The following is an 18,116-nucleotide window of genomic DNA, read 5'->3' as shown; positions in this document are numbered from 1 at the left end:
CGACGGCCCTGCGCACCTGCACCATCGACGCCGCGGCCTCGGCCGCCGGACTCGGCTCGTTCGAGGGCTTCGTCATGGACGCGGCGTCGGGTGAGACGCTGTTCTCGCGGAACGGGGAAGAGGCCGCGCAGACCGGCAGCGTGATGAAGACGCTGACGAGCGCCACGGCCCTCGCGGTCCTCGGCGGCGACCACCGGATCCCCACCACCGTGACGCGGGAGGGTGACGGCACCGTCGCGCTCGTCGGGCACGGCGACGCGACGCTCTCGGCCGGCAACGGCACGGTGTACCCGGGGGCGCCGACCCTCGCGCAGCTCGCACAGCAGGTGAAGGCGGCGCTCGGTGATGCCCCGGTGACGACCGTCGTCGCCGACGACAGCTACTGGGACGACGCCGATGCGTGGGACCCGACCTGGCCGGAGAGCGAGCGGACGATCGGGTACCAGCCGCGGGTCACCGCGCTCATGGTCGACGGCGACCGGGCGAACCCGGCGGCAGCGACGTCGCCCCGTTCCACCGACCCGGTCGGGCGCGCCGGGGCAGCCTTCCGCACGGCACTCGCGAACGCGGGCGTCGTCGGAGCCGGGAGCGCGCAGGTGGTGCAGCGTGCCACCACGAGCACGGACCAGATCGCATCGGTCTCCTCGCAGCCGGTCTCGACGCTCATCGGGCAGATGATCCCGAACTCCGACAACACCCTGGCCGAGATGCTCGCCCGCGTCTCGTCGAAGGAGTCCGGTGCAGGCGGCTCGGCGGCCTCGCTGACCGGTGTCTACCAGAAGGCCCTCGCCGGGTACGGCGTGGACCCCACGGGCATCACGATCAAGGACGGCTCGGGGGAGAGCGCGGCGAACGCGGTGTCGCCGTCGTTCGTCGCCCACCTGATGGTCGCGGTCGCCGCGGGCGAGAAGGGCCTCGGCGTCCTGTCCGAGTCGCTGCCGGTCGCCGGGGTGTCCGGAACCCTGGCGAGCCGGTTCACCGGCGACAACGCGGTGGCGCGCGGCAAGGTGCACGCGAAGACCGGGTGGATCGACAGCGCGAACACGCTCGGCGGGTACATCGACGCGGCGGACGGCCGACGCCTGACCTTCGCGTTCTACGCCATCGGGTCCTCGCGTGCCGCCGCGCTGCCGGCGCTCGACGCGGTGACCGCGGCGACGTTCCGGTGCGGCGGGAACCTGACCTCGTCGTGATGCGCGCGGTGTCCTGACACCGGCCCCGCCGTGCCGTGCGCGCGCCGCCCGGAGCGCGGGTCGCGCCTCACCGCGTCCGGAGGCGCGAGGTGCAGGATGGACGCATGGCCAGGGCACTGCTCGTCGTCGACGTCCAGAACGACTTCACGGAGGGCGGTGCGCTCGGTGTGACCGGTGGCGCAGCCCTCGCGAAGCGGATCAGCGCCTTCACCGGCCGCCACGGGGACGAGTACGACCTCATCGTCGGATCGCGTGACTGGCACCACGGCGACGACGACAACGGCGGGCACTTCGCCGGTCCCGAGGGGCCGGACTTCGTCGACACGTGGCCGGTGCACTGCGTCGCCGGTACCCCGGGCGCGGAGTACCACCCGGACCTCGACGCGAGCGTGATCGACGTGCACGTGTTCAAGGGTCGGGGGCGTCCGGACTACTCGGCCTTCCAGGCGAGCACCGACGACGGCACCGCGCTGCCGGACCTGCTCGCGGAGCGTCGGGTGACGACGGTCGACATCGTCGGGATCGCCACCGACCACTGCGTGCGCGCCACGGCGCTCGACGCGCGGGCCGCCGGGTACGACGTCGCCGTCTACGACGACCTCGTGGCCGGTGTGGACGCGGAGCGCAGCGCACACGCCCTGGACGAGATCAGCGCGGTCGGCGGGCACGTCGACCACAGCGACATGGACGAGGGGCTCGCGAACCCCGGAGGAGCAGTACTGTGACCACCACCCCCACGACCACCACCGTCGGCGACGAGCACGTCTCCGTCGCCGACGTCCCCACCGGGCTGTTCATCGGTGGCGCATGGCGTCCCGCGAGCGGTGGCGCGACCTTCCCCGTCCGCGACCCGAGCACGGGCGAGGTCCTCGCCGAGGTCGCCGACGCCACACCCGAGGACGGCATCGCCGCGCTCGACGCCGCCGTGGCAGCGCAGGAGGGGTGGGCGGCGACGGCACCGCGCACGCGCTCGGACGTCCTGCGCCGGGCGTTCGACCTGGTGCACGAGCACGAGGACGACCTCGCGGCCCTGATGACGCTCGAGATGGGCAAGCCGCTCGCGGAGTCCCGCGGCGAGGTCGCCTACGGCGGCGAGTTCCTGCGGTGGTTCTCGGAGGAGGCCGTCCGCATCTCGGGTGACTACCGCACGAACCCGGAGGGCACCGGTCGCGGCATCGTGCTCCGGCGCCCGGTCGGCCCGGTCTACGCGATCACGCCCTGGAACTTCCCGCTCGCGATGGCGACCCGCAAGATCGGTCCGGCGCTCGCCGCGGGCTGCACGGTCGTGCTGAAGCCCGCCGACCTGACCCCGCTGACGACGCTGTTCCTGGTCGAGCTGTTCCGCCGCGCCGGCCTGCCCGACGGGGTGCTCAACGTGGTGCCCTCCCGTGACGCGAAGGCGCTGTCCGAGCCGATTATCGCCGACCGCCGCCTGCGCAAGCTCACCTTCACGGGCTCGACCCCGGTCGGGTCGGCGCTGCTCAAGCAGGCGGCCGACAACGTGCTCAAGACGAGCATGGAGCTCGGCGGCAACGCACCGCTCCTCGTCTTCGACGACGCCGACCTCGACGAGGCCGTCGCCGCGGCGATGCAGGCCAAGTTCCGCAACGTCGGTGAGGCCTGCACCGCCGCGAACCGCTTCTTCGTGCAGGAGGGCATCGCAGAGGCCTTCACCGCGGCCCTCACCGCGAAGGTCGAGGAACTGCGGATCGGCCGCGGCACCGAGGACGGCACCACCATCGGCCCGCTCATCGACGACCGTGCCGTGGACAAGGCCGCCGGACTCGTCGACGACGCCGTGCAGCGGGGTGCGCGACTCGTGACCGGTGGGGAACGGATCGACCGCCCGGGCACCTTCTACGCGCCCACGGTGCTCGACGAGGTCCGGCCGGGGTCGGACATCCTCACCACCGAGATCTTCGGCCCGGTCGTGTCGATCACGCGCTTCACGACCGAGGAGGAGGGCATCCGCCTCGCGAACGACACCGAGTACGGGCTGGTCGCGTACGCGTTCACGACGGACTTCCGCCGGGGGCAGCGGCTCGCCGAGCGCCTGGAGACCGGCATGCTCGGCCTGAACACGGGCGTCGTGTCGAACGCGGCGTTCCCCTTCGGCGGGGTGAAGTCCTCGGGGCTCGGTCGCGAGGGCTCGCACGAGGGCCTCGAGGAGTACCTGGAGTCGGTCTACGTCCTGACCCCGGACCCCTTCGCCGCCTGACCCCCCTCCGCACGACGCAACGTCGGCGGTTCCTCGGTGCGGTACAGCCCTGCGAGGAACCGCCGACGTTGCGTTCTGCGGGATCGACGCGACGGACGTGCGCGGGATCGAGGCGACGGACGTGCGCGGGATCGACGTCAGACCAGCAGCTGGTGCTTCGCCAGGTCGCGGTAGAGCGGGGTGGACTGCACGAGCTCGGAGTGCGTGCCCGTGCCGACGACCCGACCGTGCTCGAGCACGACGATGACGTCCGAGTCGACGACCGTGGACAGCCGGTGCGCGATGACGAGCAGCGTGCGGTCCGCCGCGACGGCGTCGATCGCCAGGCGCATCTTCTGCTCGTTCACCCCGTCGAGCGACGAGGTCGACTCGTCGAGCAGCAGGATCGGGGGAGCGGCGAGCAGTGCCCGGGCGATCGCCAGCCGCTGCCGTTCACCACCGGAGAGCATGACGCCGTCCTCGCCGACCTGGGCGTCGAGCCCGCGCGGGTCACGGTGCAGCACGTCGCCCAGGTTCACGGCCTCGAGCACGCGGACGCACTCGGCCTCGGACGCGTCGGGGGAGCCGAGCAGCAGGTTCGCCCGGATGGTGCCGGCCAGCACGGGAGCGTCCTGCTCGACGTACCCGATCTGCGCACGGAGCTCGGCGCGGTCGAGCCCGCGGACGTCGACGCCGCCGAGCCGGATCACGCCCGAGGTCGGGTCGTAGAAGCGCTCGATGAGCGCGAGGGTCGTGGACTTGCCGGCGCCGGAGGGGCCGACCAGTGCGACACGCGAGCCGCGGGGCACACGGAACGACACGTCGTCCAGCACCACGTCGTCGGCCGGGCCAGTGTCGTCGGCGTCCGCCGCGCCTCCAGACCGAGCAGACGGAGCAGACGGAGCCGGCGCACCCGCCGCACCGTCCGCGCCGGACGCATCCGCGGCCCGCGCGTAGCGGAACGTGACGTGCTCGAAGGCGATCGCGTCGTCGCTCTCGGTCGCCGCGGCGACCCGGACGGCCGCGTCGTCCTGGTCCTCGGTCGGCAGGTGCAGGATCTCCTCGATCCGGCCGAGGGCACCGAGCGCCTGGGCGACGGCGACGGCCGCGCCGAGGGCCTGACCGAGCGGCATGACCATCATGAAGAGCAGCAGGATGAAGGTGATGAGCGTGGCGATGGTGATCTGCCCGGCGGCGACCTGCGCCCCGCCGACGCCGAGCACGGCGATGAACGCGACCTGCATCACGATGCTCGCGACGGGGACGACGAACGCGGACATCTTCGCGATGTCGAGGCCGCGGCGGTAGGCCTCGGTCGCGTGGCCGTCGACCTCGGCGACCTCGCGGTCGGTGGCCCCGGCGGCACGGATGGTCCGGACGGCGCCGATGCCCCGCTCGACCGCGGCGGTCAGGTCGCCGACCTTCTCCTGCGCACGCTTCGACGCGATGCGGATGCGTCGGCTGAGCCCACCGACGACGACGATCGCGACGAGCACGATGACGACGGTGATGCCGAGCAGCAGGGGGTCGATGACGGCCATCGCGACGATCGCGCCGACGAAGGTGAGCGCGCCGCCGATCGACTCGATCAACCCCTGCGTGAGCACCGCGCGCAGCAGCGTGGTGTCGCTGCCGACGCGGGACACCAGGTCGCCGGTGCGGCGGGTGTCGAACTCCGAGATCGGCAGGTTCAGGATGCGGGCGATGAGCTTGCGGCGGGTGGAGAGCACCACGCCCTCGCCGGCGCGCTGGAGCAGGAAGTGCTGCACGCCGTTGAGCACACCGGACACGAGCACGAGGGCGACGAGCGCCCACACCAGGATCGAGAGCGTCTGGCCGCGCTGCACGGCGGTGACGACCTGGTTCACGAGCAGCGGCTGCGCGAGCGAGGCGCCGGCTCCGAGGACGCTCAGCACGATGATCACGGCCATCGCGGGCTTGTTCTCGAACAGGTAGGTCAGCAGGCGACCGAAGCTCGCGCGGGGTCCCTCGGACGGCTTGCGGCGTGCGGAGAAGAGGCTCATCGTTCCTGGTTCCTGCCGCCCGTGCGGGGTGTGCTGGCGGCCGTCGTCCATCTTCGCACCGTCCCGTGGGAGCGGGGTGCGTGGGAGCGGTGCGTGGTGCGGCCCGCTGTCGTACGACACCCGCGTCGTCGTGCGACAGCGGGCATGTCGTTCCGCAGCGGCACGACGCGCCGACACACGCGAGCGCGCCCACACCGCCCCGCACACGACGGACGGGAGGCGCGGCGCCGGACCGGCACCGCGCCTCCCGTCCGTCGGGTGGTCGCGTCAGGACCCGCCGGTCATGCCCGCAGGTCTGCCGGGGCCGCGTCCGGCGAGCCGGCCGCGTCGGCCTCGTCGAGCCCGGCACCCTTCGTCTCGCGGACGAAGAACAGCGCGACCACGGTCACGACGGCGGCGAGCGTCAGGTAGAGCCCGACCCACACGATCGTGCCGTCCGGCTGCCACAGCGCCAGGGCGATCGTCGGCGCGAGCGACGCCCCGAGGATCGACGCCACGTTGTACGCGATCGCGGACCCGGTGTAGCGGACGTTGGTCGGGAAGAGCTCGGGCAGCAGCGCGCCCATCGGCCCGAACGTCAGGCCCATCAGCGACAGCCCCACGATCAGGAAGGTCACGACGGTGATCGGTCCGGTCGACGCCGCGAACCAGACCTGGAACGTCAGGCCGAACAGGGCGATCCCGATCGTGGTGGGGATGAGCGTGCGACGACGGCCGTACTTGTCGGCGAGCCACCCGGCGATCGGCGTGAAGATGCCGAAGAACACCACACCGATCATGAGCAGGGTGAGGAACTCGCCGCGGCTGTAGCCCAGGCCGACCTTCGGCACGAGCGGACCGGCCTCGGCCGCGGTGGTGCCGTAGGACAGCGTGAACGTCGTCATGAAGTAGAAGAGCACGTAGGTGGCGACCATGCCGAAGGTCCCGATGATCAGGGCCTTCCACGAGGTGCGGAACACGCGACCGAGCGGCACCTTGGCGACCGAGCCGGACTCCTGCACGCCGCGGAACACCGTCGACTCGACGAGCTTGAACCGGACGTACAGGCCGACGATCACGAGCACGGCCGAGAGCAGGAACGGGATGCGCCAGCCCCACGCCTGGAAGTCGGCGTTCGGGGTGCCGTCCGCACCGGCGGGCATCGCGGCGTTGATCGCGATGAACAGGCCGTTCGCGAGCAGGAAGCCGATCGGGGCGCCGAGCTGCGGCATCGACCCGAACACGCCACGCTTGCCCTTCGGGGCGTTCTCGGTCGCGAGCAGCGCCGCGCCGGACCACTCGCCACCGAGGCCGACGCCCTGGGCGAAGCGCATCACGGCGAGCAGGACCGGCGCCCAGATGCCGATCGACGCGAAGGTCGGCAGGCACCCGATCAGGAACGTCGCCGTCCCCATCACGAGCAGCGAGGCGACGAGGGTGGCCTTGCGGCCGACGCGGTCGCCGAAGTGGCCGAAGACGATCGACCCCACGGGACGGGCGAAGAACGCCAGGGCGAACGTGACGAAGGACGACAGCTGCGAGGCCGTCGGGTCCTCGTTCGGGAAGAACAGGGTCGGGAAGACGAGGACGGCAGCGGTCGCGTAGACGTAGAAGTCGTAGAACTCGATCGAGGTCCCGACGAGGCTGGCGATGATCACGCGGGAGCGCGGGTTGCCGGTGGGCTTCGTGTCGGTCGTGGCGGCGGGTGCCGGGGCGGCGGTCATGTACGGGGACTCCGAGGGGAGCGCTCAGGGGGAGCGCGGCGGTGTGCCGAAGCTGCGGACACCGGTCGGTCGCGCTTGGTGGCGCGTGCTCGGACCGGGTGCGTTCGGTGGGTGGTGGGACCGCTCGTGACGGGACCCTCACCTTACGACACCCGTCGCGCAGCTGGAAATCGGCCGGGAGGACCGTGGCCGCGTCCGCGCGTCGCGGAGCGTCGGTCAGCTGGCCGGGTTGGTCAGTTGGCCGCGCCGGCCTCGAGGTGCGCGGGCAGCTGGTGCCCCATCCGGTCCCGCTTGGTGTCGAGGTACCCGGCGTTCTGCGCGACGACGCCCACGACGAGCGGGACGAGCGAGGAGACCTCGATGCCGTGCTCCTCGAGCTGCCGCCGCTTCTCGGGGTTGTTCGACAGCAGGCGCACGCGCGAGATGCCGAGGTCGGCGAGGATGCCGGCGGCTCCGCCGTACTCGCGCGAGTCCGCCGGCAGCCCGAGCGCGAGGTTCGCGTCGAGCGTGTCGAGGCCGTCCTCCTGCAGGCGGTAGGCCTTGAGCTTGTTGATCAGGCCGATGCCGCGTCCTTCCTGCCCGCGGAGGTAGACGACGACACCGCCCTCGGTGGCGATGGTGTCGAGCGCGGCGTCGAGCTGCGGACCGCACTCGCACTTCAACGACCCGAACGCCTCGCCGGTCAGGCACTCCGAGTGCACGCGCACGAGGGCGTCGTCGCCGGGAGCTGATCCGTCCGGCAGTGCGGCGATGATCGCGACGTGCTCGGCGCTCGTGACGAGGTCGCGGTAGGCGCGCATCTCGAACGTGCCGTGGGTGGTCGGGACGGTGGTCGCGACCTCGAACTGCACCGGGCTGCCCGGGGTGGGGGAGGTGAGGGCGTCGGTCATGGGGAGCTCCGGTCGTTCTGTGCCTGGTCGGGGGTCCCGGTCGTGGCGGCCGTCGACGTCGCGTCGCCGGGCCGGGCGGTGCCGGTCCGGGCGCGGTGGGGTCGAGCGCGGACCAGGAGGTCGGGTCCCAGGCTGGTGGTCGATGTGATGTCCAACGGGTGGCGGTCGCCGATGCTTCCCACGCCGACGTCCCCGATCGCGACGCGCGGGCCACCGAGCAGCACGGGCGCGAGGTACACGAGCAGCTCGTCGACGAGGCCGGCGGCGATCAGTGCGGAGGCGACGGTGGGGCCGCCCTCGACGAGGACGCTGTGCACCCCGTGGTCGCGCAGGGTGCGCAGCGAGGCTGCCAGGTCGTGTCCCGGCAGGGCCACCAGGCCTCGGGGGTGGCGTCGGACGGCGGCGTCGTCGGGTACCGGTCGGTCGCCGACGACGACGGGGAGCGGCTGGTCGGCGAGCAGTTCGCCGGCGTCGCCGCGCGCGGTGAGGCTCGGGTCGTCGGCGAGCACGGTGCCGGTGCCGACCAGGATCGCGTCGTGTGCGGCCCGCTGCTCGTGCACGTGCTGTCGCGCGGCGGCGCCGGTGATCCACTTGCTCGTGCCGTCCGCAGCGGCGGCGCGACCGTCCAGGCTGGCGGCCCACTTGACGGTCACCCACGGGCGCCCGGTGCGGACGGACAGGAGCCAGCGCTCGAGGAACGCCTCGGCCTCGTCCTCCAGGACGCCGCTGACGACGTCGACACCGGCCGCACGGAGGCGTTCGGCACCGCCGCCCGCCTGCTCGCCCGGGTCGTCGACCGCGTGGACGACCCGGCCGACGCCGGCCTCGATCAGCGCGAGTGCGCAGGGGCCGGTACGGCCGACGTGGTTGCACGGCTCGAGGGTGACGACGGCCGTGGCGCCCCGCAGCTGTTCGGCGGGCACCTTCGCCATCGCGTCGACCTCCGCGTGCGGGGTCCCGGCGCCCTTGTGCCAGCCCTCGGCGAGGACGTCCCCGGCGGGGGAGAGCAGCACGGCACCGACCCGCGCGTGGTCACCGACGACGGGTCCGCGCGCGGCGAGTTCGAGCGCACGACGCATCGCCCGGAGTTCCTCGGGGCGGGCGCGCGGGTCGGACGGCGACATCACGCTCCGACACTACCGACGAGGCGTCGGTGACGTGTCACCCTGCTGTCCCCTGTCAGCGAACGACGCCGCCGGCCAGGGCAGGTCGGACGCCGGGACGCCGTCGGCGCGACGGAGACCGGTCCAGGCGGTCGTGGGCCCGCCGTCGCGGTCGGGGATCCGGGCGGTCCCGGTGCCCGTGAACGAGAAGCCGGTCGCACGGGCCACCGAGGCGGAGCCGACGTTGCCCTCGTAGCACTCCCAGTACACGTCGGGCGCCCCCTGGGAGAACGCCCACTCGACGACGAGTTCGACGGCCGCGTGCATCAGCCCCTCGCCCCGGGCCGTCGGTGCGAGCCAGAAGCCGAGGTCGCGGTGTTCGGTGCGGAACGACACCACGCCCTCGAGCCACGTCGACCCCGGTCGCCGGATGCCCCACGTGTACTCGCGGTCGGACGCCCATCCCGGACCGACCAGGGCGTCGACGAAGGTCTGGGCGTCGCGGGCGGTGTACGGCGTCGGGACCGTGGTCCAGCGCACGACTGCCGGGTCCTGGCAGCCCTGCGTGATGGCCGCCGTGTCGGACCGTGTCGGCACCGTCAGGTGGACCCGGTCCGACGACAGTGTCACGGGGAGCATCGTCAGCCGCGCGAGCGGGGCACGAAGCCGATGTGGTCGTACACCCGGGCGAGGGTCGCCTGCGCGAGGGACTCGGCGCGCTCGGCACCGACCGCGAGCAGGCGGTCGAGCTCGGCCGGGTCGTCGAGCAGTTCGAGCGTGCGGGCGCGCACCGGCTCGAGCTCGGCGACGACTGCGTCGGCCACGGCGCCCTTGAGGTCGCCGTACCCCTTGCCGACGAATTGCTCCTCGAGCGACGCCACCGGGGTCCGCGTGAACGCCGACAGGATCGCGAGCAGGTTCGTCACACCGGGCTTCTCCTGGCGGTCCGCCCGGATCTCGCGCTCGGTGTCGGTGACCGCCGACCGGATCTTCTTCGCCGTGCGCTTCGGCTCGTCGAGCAGGCGGATCAGCCCGTTGTCCGACGCGGCGGACTTGCTCATCTTGCTGGTCGGGTCCTGCAGGTCGTAGATCCGCGCGGTCTCGGTGCCGATCTGCGCCTTCGGCACCACGAAGGTGTCGCCGAAGCGCGAGTTGAAGCGGGTCGCGAGGTCGCGGGTGAGCTCGACGTGCTGCCGCTGGTCGTCGCCGACCGGCACCACGGCGGTGTCGTAGAGCAGGATGTCCGCGGCCATCAGGATCGGGTACGTGAAGAGCCCGACCGACGCGGCCTCGGTGCCCTGCCGCGCCGACTTGTCCTTGAACTGGGTCATCCGACTCGCCTCGCCGAAGCCCGTCAGCGTGTTGAGGACCCACGCGAGCTCGGCGTGCGCCGGCACGTGCGACTGCACGAAGAGGGTCGACTTCGTCGGGTCGATGCCGGAGGCGATGTACTGCGCCGCGGTCGCCCGGGTGCTCGCGCGGAGCTCGGCCGGGTCCTGCGGGGAGGTGATCGCGTGCAGGTCGACCACGCAGTAGATGGCGTCGTGGTCGTCCTGCAGGTCGCGCCACTGCATGAGCGCCCCGACGTAGTTGCCGAGGTGGAGGGACCCGGCCGACGGCTGGATGCCCGAGAAGATGCGCGTCTTCGTCATGGAGGTGTTCCTGTACTGCGTGGAGTGGGAGGAGGTCAGAGTTCGTAGTCGACGACCACAGGAGCGTGGTCGGACCACCGCTGGTCGTAGGCCGCAGCACGGTCGACCGTGTAGCTCGTGACCTTCGCCGCGAGGTCGGGGGTGGCCACCTGGTAGTCGATGCGCCAGCCCGAGTCGTTGTCGAAGGCCTGTCCGCGCCACGACCACCACGTGTAGGGCCCGTCGACGTCGCCGGCCTGCTCGCGCCCGACGTCGACCCAGCCGAGGCCCGGCCCCGTGGACCCGTCGGCACCCTCGACCTGCTCGCCCTCGGCCCCGAAGAACCGCGAGAAGTAGGCGCGCTCGCGGGGCAGGAAGCCGGCGCGCTTGACGTTGCCCTTCCAGTTCTTGATGTCGCGCTGGTCGTGCCCGACGTTGAGGTCGCCGACGACGACCGCGAGCGGGTTGTGCGCGCGCAGGGCGGGCAGTCGCTCGGTCATCGCGTCGAGGAACTTCCACTTCTCGTCCTGCTTGGGGGTGTCGACCTCGCCCGAGTGCACGTAGCAGGAGACGACCGTGACCGTGGTGCCGTCGAGCTCGTAGTCGGCCTCGATCCAGCGGCCGGCGGAGTCGAAGTCCGACGGGCCGAGCTCGACGCGGTGGATGTGCGCGCGGTGCCGCGAGGCGATGGCGACCCCCGCGCGGCCCTTCGCCGTGGCCGGGTCGTGCACGATGTCCCACTCGTCGCCGAGCAGCCCGGCGAGGTCGTCGCTCGAGGCGCGGACCTCCTGCAGGGCCAGCACGTCGACGTCGCGCGTGTCGAGCCAGTCGCCCATGCCCTTGCGGAAGGCGGCGCGGACGCCGTTCACGTTGACGGATGCGAGGCGCAGGCGTGTCATGCCGACCACCCTACCGAGGCGCGCCGACGGCCCCGCGCGCCGCCGTTCCTGCGTCGGTGGAGCAGCAACTGTCGAGTGCGGACCGGCGACGCGACGTCTTCTGCTCCACGACGGCCGTGACCGCGCGCACGGACGGACGGGAGGCCCGTGGCTGCGCAGCCACGGGCCTCCCGTCCGTCGTGTTGTCGCGTGCGCGACCGACCTGCTCAGGCCGCGTCGTGGTCCGTCTGCAGGAACTCGACCAGGCTGTCGGCCGTCGTCTCGGCGTCGTCACCGGTCACCGTGAGGGTGACCTCGTCGCCGTTCTCGATGCCCAGGCCGAGGAGCGCGAGGATGCTGCCCGCGTTGCCGGACTTGTCGCCCTTGGCGATCGTCACCTGGTGACCGGACGCGGTGACGGTCTGGACGAAGAGGGAGGCGGGGCGGGCGTGCAGGCCGGACGCGCTGGCGACGGTGACGGTGCGGGTGGCTTCGGACATCGATGGACTCCTGTCGACGGGTGGTGCGCTCATGCTAGCGAGCACGTGGTGGGCGGTCCCGGGGACCGGCGCCGGTCAGTCGCGACCGGGCCAGAGGACCTCGGTGCCGGCGGCCTCGACCTCGCGCACGAGGTCGGCGTTCACGCCGGGGTCGGTGATGATCGTGTCGATCGCGGCGAGGGGGGCGACGCGGCCGAACTCCTCGCGGCCGAACTTCGTGTGGTCGGCGAGCAGGATGCTCCGGCGGGCGGACTTGATCATCGCGCTCTTCACGGCGGCCTCGGCCATGTTGTGGGTCGTCAGCCCGCGCTCGGGCGTGATGCCGTTGATGCTGATGAAGGCGACGTCGACGCTGACCATGCCGATGAGCTGGTGCGTCCACGTGCCGACGCCGGCGAGCGAGTCGCTGCGGATGTTGCCGCCGAGCAGGTGCAGGTCGATGCCCGACCGGTTCGCGACCGCCATGGCGACGGGCAGCGAGTGCGTGACCACGGTGAGGCCGCGGTCGGTGGGGAGCATCTCGGCCAGGCAGATCGTCGAGGTGCCGGCGTCGATCATCACCGAGCCGTTCTCCGGGAGCTCGGCGAGGGCGGCCTCGGCGATCACCATCTTCTCCGCCTGGTTGATCCCGCCGCGGTCGCCGACGCCCGGGTGCAGCGTGATGCGCTCGACGGGGATCGCCCCGCCGTGCGCCCGCCGGACCAGACCGCGGCGCTCGAGGCTCGTCAGGTCGCGGCGGATGGTCTCCGGGGTGACCTCGAGCAGCTCGGCGAGGTCCTTCACGTCGACCCGTCCCTGCGACCGGGCGCGCTCGACGATGCGCTGGTGGCGCTCTGGTGCGTACATGGACCTCGTCGTCTCGGTCGGCCTGCTCGGAACAGAACGGGCATGCTCGGGCAGATCAGCGCCGGATCCTTCCGGATTGCTTCGTCCGCCAGACGCAAACGGGCATCTGTTTCTGCATTTTTATCCCCGGATGTGTTTGTTTGTCAACGCGGATCGGGGTAGTGTGCTGCCAAGCCGCACGGGCGTGGTCCGTTCGTGTCGCTGCGCACCGAACGAACCACCCCCACCGTGAGCGCGTGGAGATGAAGGAGTCTCGAATGTCCGAACTGCTCGGCACCGGCGTCGGCCGCGGCGTCGCCCACGGCCCCGTGCTCCGCATGGCGGACCCGCTCGGCGAACCCTCGAAGGACGCGCTGGCCGGCACCGCGGACGACGCGAAGCACGCCGTCGCCGAGGCGCTCGCCGCCGTGGCCGAGGACCTCAACAAGCGCGGACAGCTCGCCGGCGGCGACGCCCAGGCCGTGCTCGAGGCGCAGGCGCTCATGGCGCAGGACCCGACGCTCCTCGACGACGTGCACGCCCGGATCGACGGCGGCACCAACGCCGAGCGCGCGGTGTTCGAGGCGTTCGGCCAGTTCCGCGACCTGCTCGTCGGCATGGGTGGCTACATGGGGGAGCGCGCAGCCGACCTCGACGACGTGGCGCAGCGCATCATCGCGAAGCTCCGCGGCGTCTCCGCACCGGGCGTCCCCGAGTCCGACACCCCCTTCGTGCTCGTCGCCCGTGACCTCGCGCCCGCCGACACCGCGCTCCTCGACCTCGACAAGGTGCTCGCCCTCGTCACCCGTGACGGCGGTCCGACCTCGCACACCGCGATCCTCGCCCGCGCCAAGGGCATCACCGCGATCGTCGGCGTCACCGGCGCCGACGACCTGGTCGACGGCACCCACGTCGTCGTCGACGCCGCGGCCGGCACCGTCGTCACCGACCCGTCGGCGGAGCTCGTGGCCGAGGTCGACCAGCGCATCGCGGACCGCCTCGCCGCCGCCGCCGCACCGCTCACCGCCGGTGCGCTCGCCGACGGCCACACCGTCCCGCTGCTCGCGAACCTCGGCAGCCCCGCCGACGCCGCGGGCGCCGTTGCTCTCGGTGCGGAGGGCGTGGGGCTCTTCCGCACCGAGTTCCTCTTCCTCGACTCGCCGAAGGCGCCGACCGTGGAGCAGCAGACCGAGTCGTACCGCCAGCTGCTCGAGGCGTTCCCCGGCAAGAAGGTCGTCGTCCGCGCGCTCGACGCCGGCGCCGACAAGCCCCTGCCGTTCCTCACCGACAAGGACGAGGAGAACCCGGCGCTCGGCCGCCGTGGTCTGCGTGCGCTGCGGAACCACGAGGAGGTCCTCCGCGACCAGCTCACCGCCCTCGCACAGGCCGACGCCGCGACCGAGGCCGACCTCTGGGTGATGGCCCCGATGGTCGCCGACGCCGAGGAGACCGAGTACTTCGTCGACCTGGCACGCGAGCTCGGTATCCGCACCGCCGGCGTCATGGCCGAGGTGCCCTCGCTCGCGCTCATGGCCGAGCAGGTCTTCGCGAACGCCGACTTCGTGTCGATCGGCACGAACGACCTGACGCAGTACACGATGGCCGCCGACCGCATGCTCGGCACCGTCGCGTCCTACCAGGACCCGTGGCACCCCGCCGTGCTGCGCCTCGTCGCACAGCTCGGCGCGGCCGGTGCCGACGCGGGCAAGGCCGTCGGCATCTGCGGTGAGGCCGCAGCCGACCCGCTGCTCGCCGTCGTGCTCGTCGGCCTCGGCGCCACCACCCTGTCCATGACCCCCGCGGCCCTGGCCGACGTGCGCGCCGAACTCGGCAAGCACTCGCTCGAGCAGGCCCGCGAGATGGCGACGGCGGCACTCGCCGCGAGCACCGCGGCGGCTGCCAGGTCCGCCGCGGCTGCCGCGCACGCCGTCTGACCCGACCAGCTCCACCCACGCAGCACCGCAGTACCCGCACCACCGCAGTACCCCTTCACACCGCAGCAGCACCCATCACAGAAAGCCAGGCACATGACAACGTCGTCCGTTGCAGCGCCCGACGCACCCGCGAAGTCGCGGGGCGGCGCACGCGTCGCCGTCCAGAAGTTCGGCACGTTCCTCTCCGGCATGGTGATGCCGAACATCGCGATCTTCATCGCATGGGGCCTCATCACCGCGTTCTTCATCGAGACCGGCTGGACGCCCGTGGGCGTCCTCGGCGGCTTCGGTGAGACCGACGGCGTGGCCAACATCGGTCTCGTCGGCCCGATCCTGACCTACCTCATCCCGCTCGCGATCGCCTTCCAGGGCGGCCGGATGATCTACGAGACCCGCGGCGCGGTCGTCGGCTCGATCATGGCGATGGGCGTCATCATCGGCGCCAACGGCACGATCATGATCCTGGGCGCGATGATCTGCGGCCCGCTCGGCGCCTGGCTCATCAAGCAGATCGACAAGATCTGGGACGGCAAGATCAAGCCCGGCTTCGAGATGCTCGTGAACAACTACGCGGCCGGCATCCTCGGCTTCGTGCTCGCGCTCGTCGGCTTCTTCTGGCTGGCGCCGCTGTTCAAGCTCATCGCCGAGGGCCTCGGAGCCGCGGTGAAGTTCCTCGTCGACAGCTCGCTCCTGCCGCTCGCGAGCGTCATCATCGAGCCCGCCAAGGTCTTCTTCCTCAACAACGCGATCAACCACGGCGTGCTCGACCAGCTCGGCGCGCAGCAGGTCCAGGAGTCCGGCAAGAGCATCCTGTTCCTGCTCGAGGCGAACCCCGGCCCCGGTCTCGGCATCCTGCTCGCCTTCACCTTCTTCGGTGTCGGCATCGCCCGTTCGACCGCTCCCGGCGCGATCCTCATCCAGTTCTTCGGCGGCATCCACGAGATCTACTTCCCGTACGTGCTGCAGAAGCCGGTGCTCTTCCTCGCCGTCATCCTCGGTGGCGCGACCGGGGTCGCGACCAACGTCGCCTTCCAGTCCGGCCTCGTCGCCCCGGCCTCGCCGGGGTCGATCATCGCCGTCCTCACCGCCACGGCGAAGGACAGCTACGTCGGCGTCATCCTGTCGGTCGTCCTGTCCGCAGCGGTCTCGTTCGCGGTGGCGTCCTTCTTCCTGCTCGCCAGCCGCAAGCGTGACCTGGCGAACGGCGGCGGCGACATGAGCGCCGCGATGGCGAAGCTCCAGGCCAACAAGGGCCGCGACGTCAACGCCGCGACCTCGGGCCTGCTCGGCAACAACTCCCCGGCCAACGAGGAGGAGGCCGAGGCCTCGCTCGGTGGTGTCGGATCGGCGTCCACCGCGACGGCGACCCGCGTCGAGAGCGTCGTGTTCGCCTGCGACGCTGGCATGGGCTCGAGCGCCATGGGTGCCAGCGTCCTGCGCAACAAGGTCAAGAAGGCGGGCATCGAGGGCGTCACGGTCGTCAACAAGGCGATCGCGAACCTCGACGGCACCGAGGACCTGATCATCACGCAGGAGGAGCTGACGGACCGCGCCAAGCAGAAGAACCCGAACGCGCAGCACGTGTCGGTCGGCAACTTCATGAACGCGCCGCAGTACGACCAGGTCGTCGACCAGCTCAAGAACCAGTAACGAAGTGCAGTATCGGAGGGGGCGGACCACGGTCCGCCCCCTCCACCACGTCCTCGATCAGCAAGGAGAACCCCCGATGCCCGTCCTGCAGGAGAGCCAGATCCGCATCCACACCGAGGACACCGCCCCGACCAAGTCGGAGGCGATGAAGGAGGCGGCCGAGATCCTCGAGGCTGCAGGCGCGGTCACGGCGGACTACTACCCGGCCATGCTCGAGCGCGAGAAGAGCGTCTCGACCTACATGGGGAACTTCCTCGCCATCCCGCACGGCACCAACGATGCGAAGGACGCCATCAAGTCGTCCGCGCTGTCGTTCATCCGCTACGCCACCCCGATCGACTGGGACGGCAACCCCGTGCGCTTCGTCGTCGGCATCGCCGGTGTGAACAACGAGCACCTCGACATCCTGTCGAAGATCGCGATCGTGTTCTCCGACGAGGACGAGGTCCAGAAGCTCACCGACGCGCCGGACACCGCCGCGATCCTGTCGATCCTCGGCGAGGTCAACGAGTGACCGGGACCGCCGTCCACTTCGGCGCCGGCAACATCGGCCGCGGCTTCGTGGGGCTCCTGCTCCACGAAGCCGGCTACGAGGTCGTCTTCGCCGACGTCGCCGCGCCGCTCATCGACGCACTCGCCGCCGCCGACTCGTACACCGTGCACGAGGTCGGGCAGGGCGCGCAGGACCACGAGGTCACCGGCTTCCGTGCCGTGAACAGCGCGCAGGACGAGGCCGGTGTGATCGCAGAGGTCGCCGCCGCCGACGTCGTCACCTGTGCGGTCGGACCGACCGTCCTGAAGTTCATCGCCCCGGTCATCGCGAAGGCGCTCCAGCAGCGCGCCGCCGACGCCGCGCCGCTCGCGGTGATGGCGTGCGAGAACGCGATCAACGCGACCGACCGTCTTCGGGAGTTCATCGTCGAGGCGCTCCCGGCCGAGTCGCGCGACGAGGCCCTGGCGAAGGCGGTGTTCGCGAACACCGCGGTCGACCGGATCGTCCCGGCCCAGCCCGAGGGCGCGGGCCTCGACGTGACGGTGGAGACCTACTACGAGTGGGCCATCGACCGCACCCCGTTCGGCGGGAACGAGCCGGAGATCCCCGGCGCGCACTACGTCGACGGGCTCGCTGCCTCGATCGAGCGCAAGCTCTTCACGGTGAACACGGGGCACGCCACCGTCGCGTACCACGGGTTCCTCGCCGGCGCCGACAAGATCTCGGACGCCATCGCGATCCCGGCCGTGCGCTCCGAACTCGAGTCGGTGCTCGCCGAGACCAGCGACCTGCTGGTGCGTCGTCACGAGCTCGACCCCGAGGTGCACCGCTCCTACGTGCAGGCGATCATCGGTCGCTTCGAGAACCCGCACCTGCCCGACACGGTCACCCGCGTCGGCCGACAGCCGCTCCGCAAGCTGTCGCGGGACGAGCGCTTCGTGTCGCCCGCCGCCGCCCTCGCCGAGGACGGCACCGCGCCTCCCGTCCGTCATGGGGAGACTTCTGGACATGCGCTTGTTAGTATGTAAGGACAAAGTTCCCGAATCAGGAGGCACCATGCCGCTCGTCCGTATCGACCTCGCCACCGGCCGCACC

Annotated in this window: 14 protein-coding genes and 2 pseudogenes; 7 read left to right on the top strand and 9 right to left on the bottom strand. The window is 71.7% G+C overall.

The window, feature by feature from the left end; all coding sequences use genetic code 11:
* From dacB to D8M35_RS10745, 3 genes are all read left to right on the top strand, one after another.
* The coding region (dacB, locus tag D8M35_RS10755) for a D-alanyl-D-alanine carboxypeptidase/D-alanyl-D-alanine-endopeptidase (protein WP_126891853.1) at nt 1–1,193 on the top strand (1,193 nt) is incomplete at its 5' end.
* Nucleotides 1,194–1,297: 104 nt separating this feature from the next.
* The gene (locus D8M35_RS10750) at nt 1,298–1,918 is read left to right on the top strand and encodes an isochorismatase family protein (protein ID WP_126891852.1); all 621 of its coding nucleotides are present in this window, start codon (nt 1,298–1,300) and stop codon (nt 1,916–1,918) included.
* Nucleotides 1,915–3,411: an NAD-dependent succinate-semialdehyde dehydrogenase gene (locus tag D8M35_RS10745; protein WP_126891851.1), complete on the top strand. Its 1,497-nt coding sequence runs from the start codon at nt 1,915–1,917 to the stop codon at nt 3,409–3,411. Before D8M35_RS10750 ends, D8M35_RS10745 begins: the two co-directional genes overlap by 4 nt.
* Nucleotides 3,412–3,548: 137 nt before the next feature.
* Here the strand turns inward: D8M35_RS10745 and D8M35_RS10740 are convergent, their stop codons facing one another.
* The 9 genes and pseudogenes from D8M35_RS10740 to D8M35_RS10700 form a co-directional block, all read right to left on the bottom strand.
* Entirely contained in the window at nt 3,549–5,414 is a 1,866-nt protein-coding gene (locus D8M35_RS10740) for an ABC transporter ATP-binding protein (protein WP_126891850.1), read from the bottom strand.
* A gap of 281 nt (nt 5,415–5,695) precedes the next feature.
* On the bottom strand, nt 5,696–7,117 hold the full coding sequence (locus tag D8M35_RS10735; protein WP_126891849.1) for an MFS transporter: 1,422 nt from the start codon (nt 7,115–7,117) through the stop codon (nt 5,696–5,698).
* A 233-nt stretch (nt 7,118–7,350) separates the two neighbouring features.
* Nucleotides 7,351–7,968: pseudogene (ribA, locus tag D8M35_RS10730) on the bottom strand (GTP cyclohydrolase II); the annotation flags it as partial.
* Nucleotides 7,969–8,003: 35 nt separating this feature from the next.
* Entirely contained in the window at nt 8,004–9,131 is a 1,128-nt protein-coding gene (gene ribD, locus D8M35_RS10725; protein WP_126891854.1) for a bifunctional diaminohydroxyphosphoribosylaminopyrimidine deaminase/5-amino-6-(5-phosphoribosylamino)uracil reductase RibD, read from the bottom strand.
* A gap of 12 nt (nt 9,132–9,143) precedes the next feature.
* Nucleotides 9,144–9,740, bottom strand: a complete 597-nt coding sequence (locus D8M35_RS10720) for a GNAT family N-acetyltransferase (RefSeq protein WP_161972642.1) — start codon at nt 9,738–9,740, stop codon at nt 9,144–9,146.
* Between the two features lie 11 nt (nt 9,741–9,751).
* The gene (trpS, locus tag D8M35_RS10715) at nt 9,752–10,762 is read right to left on the bottom strand and encodes a tryptophan--tRNA ligase (RefSeq protein ID WP_126891846.1); all 1,011 of its coding nucleotides are present in this window, start codon (nt 10,760–10,762) and stop codon (nt 9,752–9,754) included.
* Between the two features lie 35 nt (nt 10,763–10,797).
* Nucleotides 10,798–11,640, bottom strand: a complete 843-nt coding sequence (locus D8M35_RS10710) for an exodeoxyribonuclease III (protein ID WP_126891845.1) — start codon at nt 11,638–11,640, stop codon at nt 10,798–10,800.
* Nucleotides 11,641–11,846: 206 nt separating this feature from the next.
* Nucleotides 11,847–12,119: an HPr family phosphocarrier protein gene (locus D8M35_RS10705; RefSeq protein WP_066655121.1), complete on the bottom strand. Its 273-nt coding sequence runs from the start codon at nt 12,117–12,119 to the stop codon at nt 11,847–11,849.
* 75 nt (nt 12,120–12,194) lie between these two features.
* On the bottom strand, nt 12,195–12,965 hold the full coding sequence (locus D8M35_RS10700; RefSeq protein WP_058728882.1) for a DeoR/GlpR family DNA-binding transcription regulator: 771 nt from the start codon (nt 12,963–12,965) through the stop codon (nt 12,195–12,197).
* A 257-nt stretch (nt 12,966–13,222) separates the two neighbouring features.
* Here D8M35_RS10700 and ptsP point away from each other — a divergent pair, with 257 nt between their 5' ends.
* The 4 genes and pseudogenes from ptsP to D8M35_RS10680 all read left to right on the top strand — a co-directional run.
* A complete protein-coding gene (gene ptsP, locus D8M35_RS10695) occupies nt 13,223–14,878 on the top strand; it encodes a phosphoenolpyruvate--protein phosphotransferase (RefSeq protein ID WP_126891844.1) in 1,656 nt (551 codons plus the stop codon).
* Nucleotides 14,879–14,971: 93 nt separating this feature from the next.
* Complete coding sequence (locus D8M35_RS10690; RefSeq protein WP_126891843.1) at nt 14,972–16,528, top strand: PTS mannitol transporter subunit IICB; 1,557 nt, start codon at nt 14,972–14,974, stop codon at nt 16,526–16,528.
* Between the two features lie 76 nt (nt 16,529–16,604).
* Nucleotides 16,605–17,042: a PTS sugar transporter subunit IIA gene (locus D8M35_RS10685; protein WP_022907882.1), complete on the top strand. Its 438-nt coding sequence runs from the start codon at nt 16,605–16,607 to the stop codon at nt 17,040–17,042.
* Nucleotides 17,039–17,992: pseudogene (locus D8M35_RS10680) on the top strand (mannitol-1-phosphate 5-dehydrogenase); the annotation flags it as partial. The gene D8M35_RS10685 and the pseudogene D8M35_RS10680, both read left to right, overlap by 4 nt.
* Nucleotides 17,993–18,116 lie beyond the last annotated feature (124 nt).

It is taken from the genome of Curtobacterium sp. HSID17257 (assembly GCF_003989515.1).
GTDB lineage: Bacteria > Actinomycetota > Actinomycetes > Actinomycetales > Microbacteriaceae > Curtobacterium.
This window is presented reverse-complemented; position numbering and strand designations above follow the sequence as displayed.

Excerpts from the sequence above, each read along its gene's own strand:
- D8M35_RS10750 (WP_126891852.1), top strand. The coding sequence starts at position 1,298 with ATGGCCAGGGCACTGCTCGTCGTCGACGTCCAGAACGACTTCACGGAG.
- D8M35_RS10740 (WP_126891850.1), bottom strand. The coding sequence starts at position 5,414 with ATGAGCCTCTTCTCCGCACGCCGCAAGCCGTCCGAGGGACCCCGCGCG.
- D8M35_RS10735 (WP_126891849.1), bottom strand. The coding sequence starts at position 7,117 with ATGACCGCCGCCCCGGCACCCGCCGCCACGACCGACACGAAGCCCACC.
- ribD (WP_126891854.1), bottom strand. The coding sequence starts at position 9,131 with ATGTCGCCGTCCGACCCGCGCGCCCGCCCCGAGGAACTCCGGGCGATG.
- trpS (WP_126891846.1), bottom strand. The coding sequence starts at position 10,762 with ATGACGAAGACGCGCATCTTCTCGGGCATCCAGCCGTCGGCCGGGTCC.
- D8M35_RS10710 (WP_126891845.1), bottom strand. The coding sequence starts at position 11,640 with ATGACACGCCTGCGCCTCGCATCCGTCAACGTGAACGGCGTCCGCGCC.
- D8M35_RS10705 (WP_066655121.1), bottom strand. The coding sequence starts at position 12,119 with ATGTCCGAAGCCACCCGCACCGTCACCGTCGCCAGCGCGTCCGGCCTG.
- D8M35_RS10700 (WP_058728882.1), bottom strand. The coding sequence starts at position 12,965 with ATGTACGCACCAGAGCGCCACCAGCGCATCGTCGAGCGCGCCCGGTCG.
- ptsP (WP_126891844.1), top strand. The coding sequence starts at position 13,223 with ATGTCCGAACTGCTCGGCACCGGCGTCGGCCGCGGCGTCGCCCACGGC.
- D8M35_RS10690 (WP_126891843.1), top strand. The coding sequence starts at position 14,972 with ATGACAACGTCGTCCGTTGCAGCGCCCGACGCACCCGCGAAGTCGCGG.
- D8M35_RS10685 (WP_022907882.1), top strand. The coding sequence starts at position 16,605 with ATGCCCGTCCTGCAGGAGAGCCAGATCCGCATCCACACCGAGGACACC.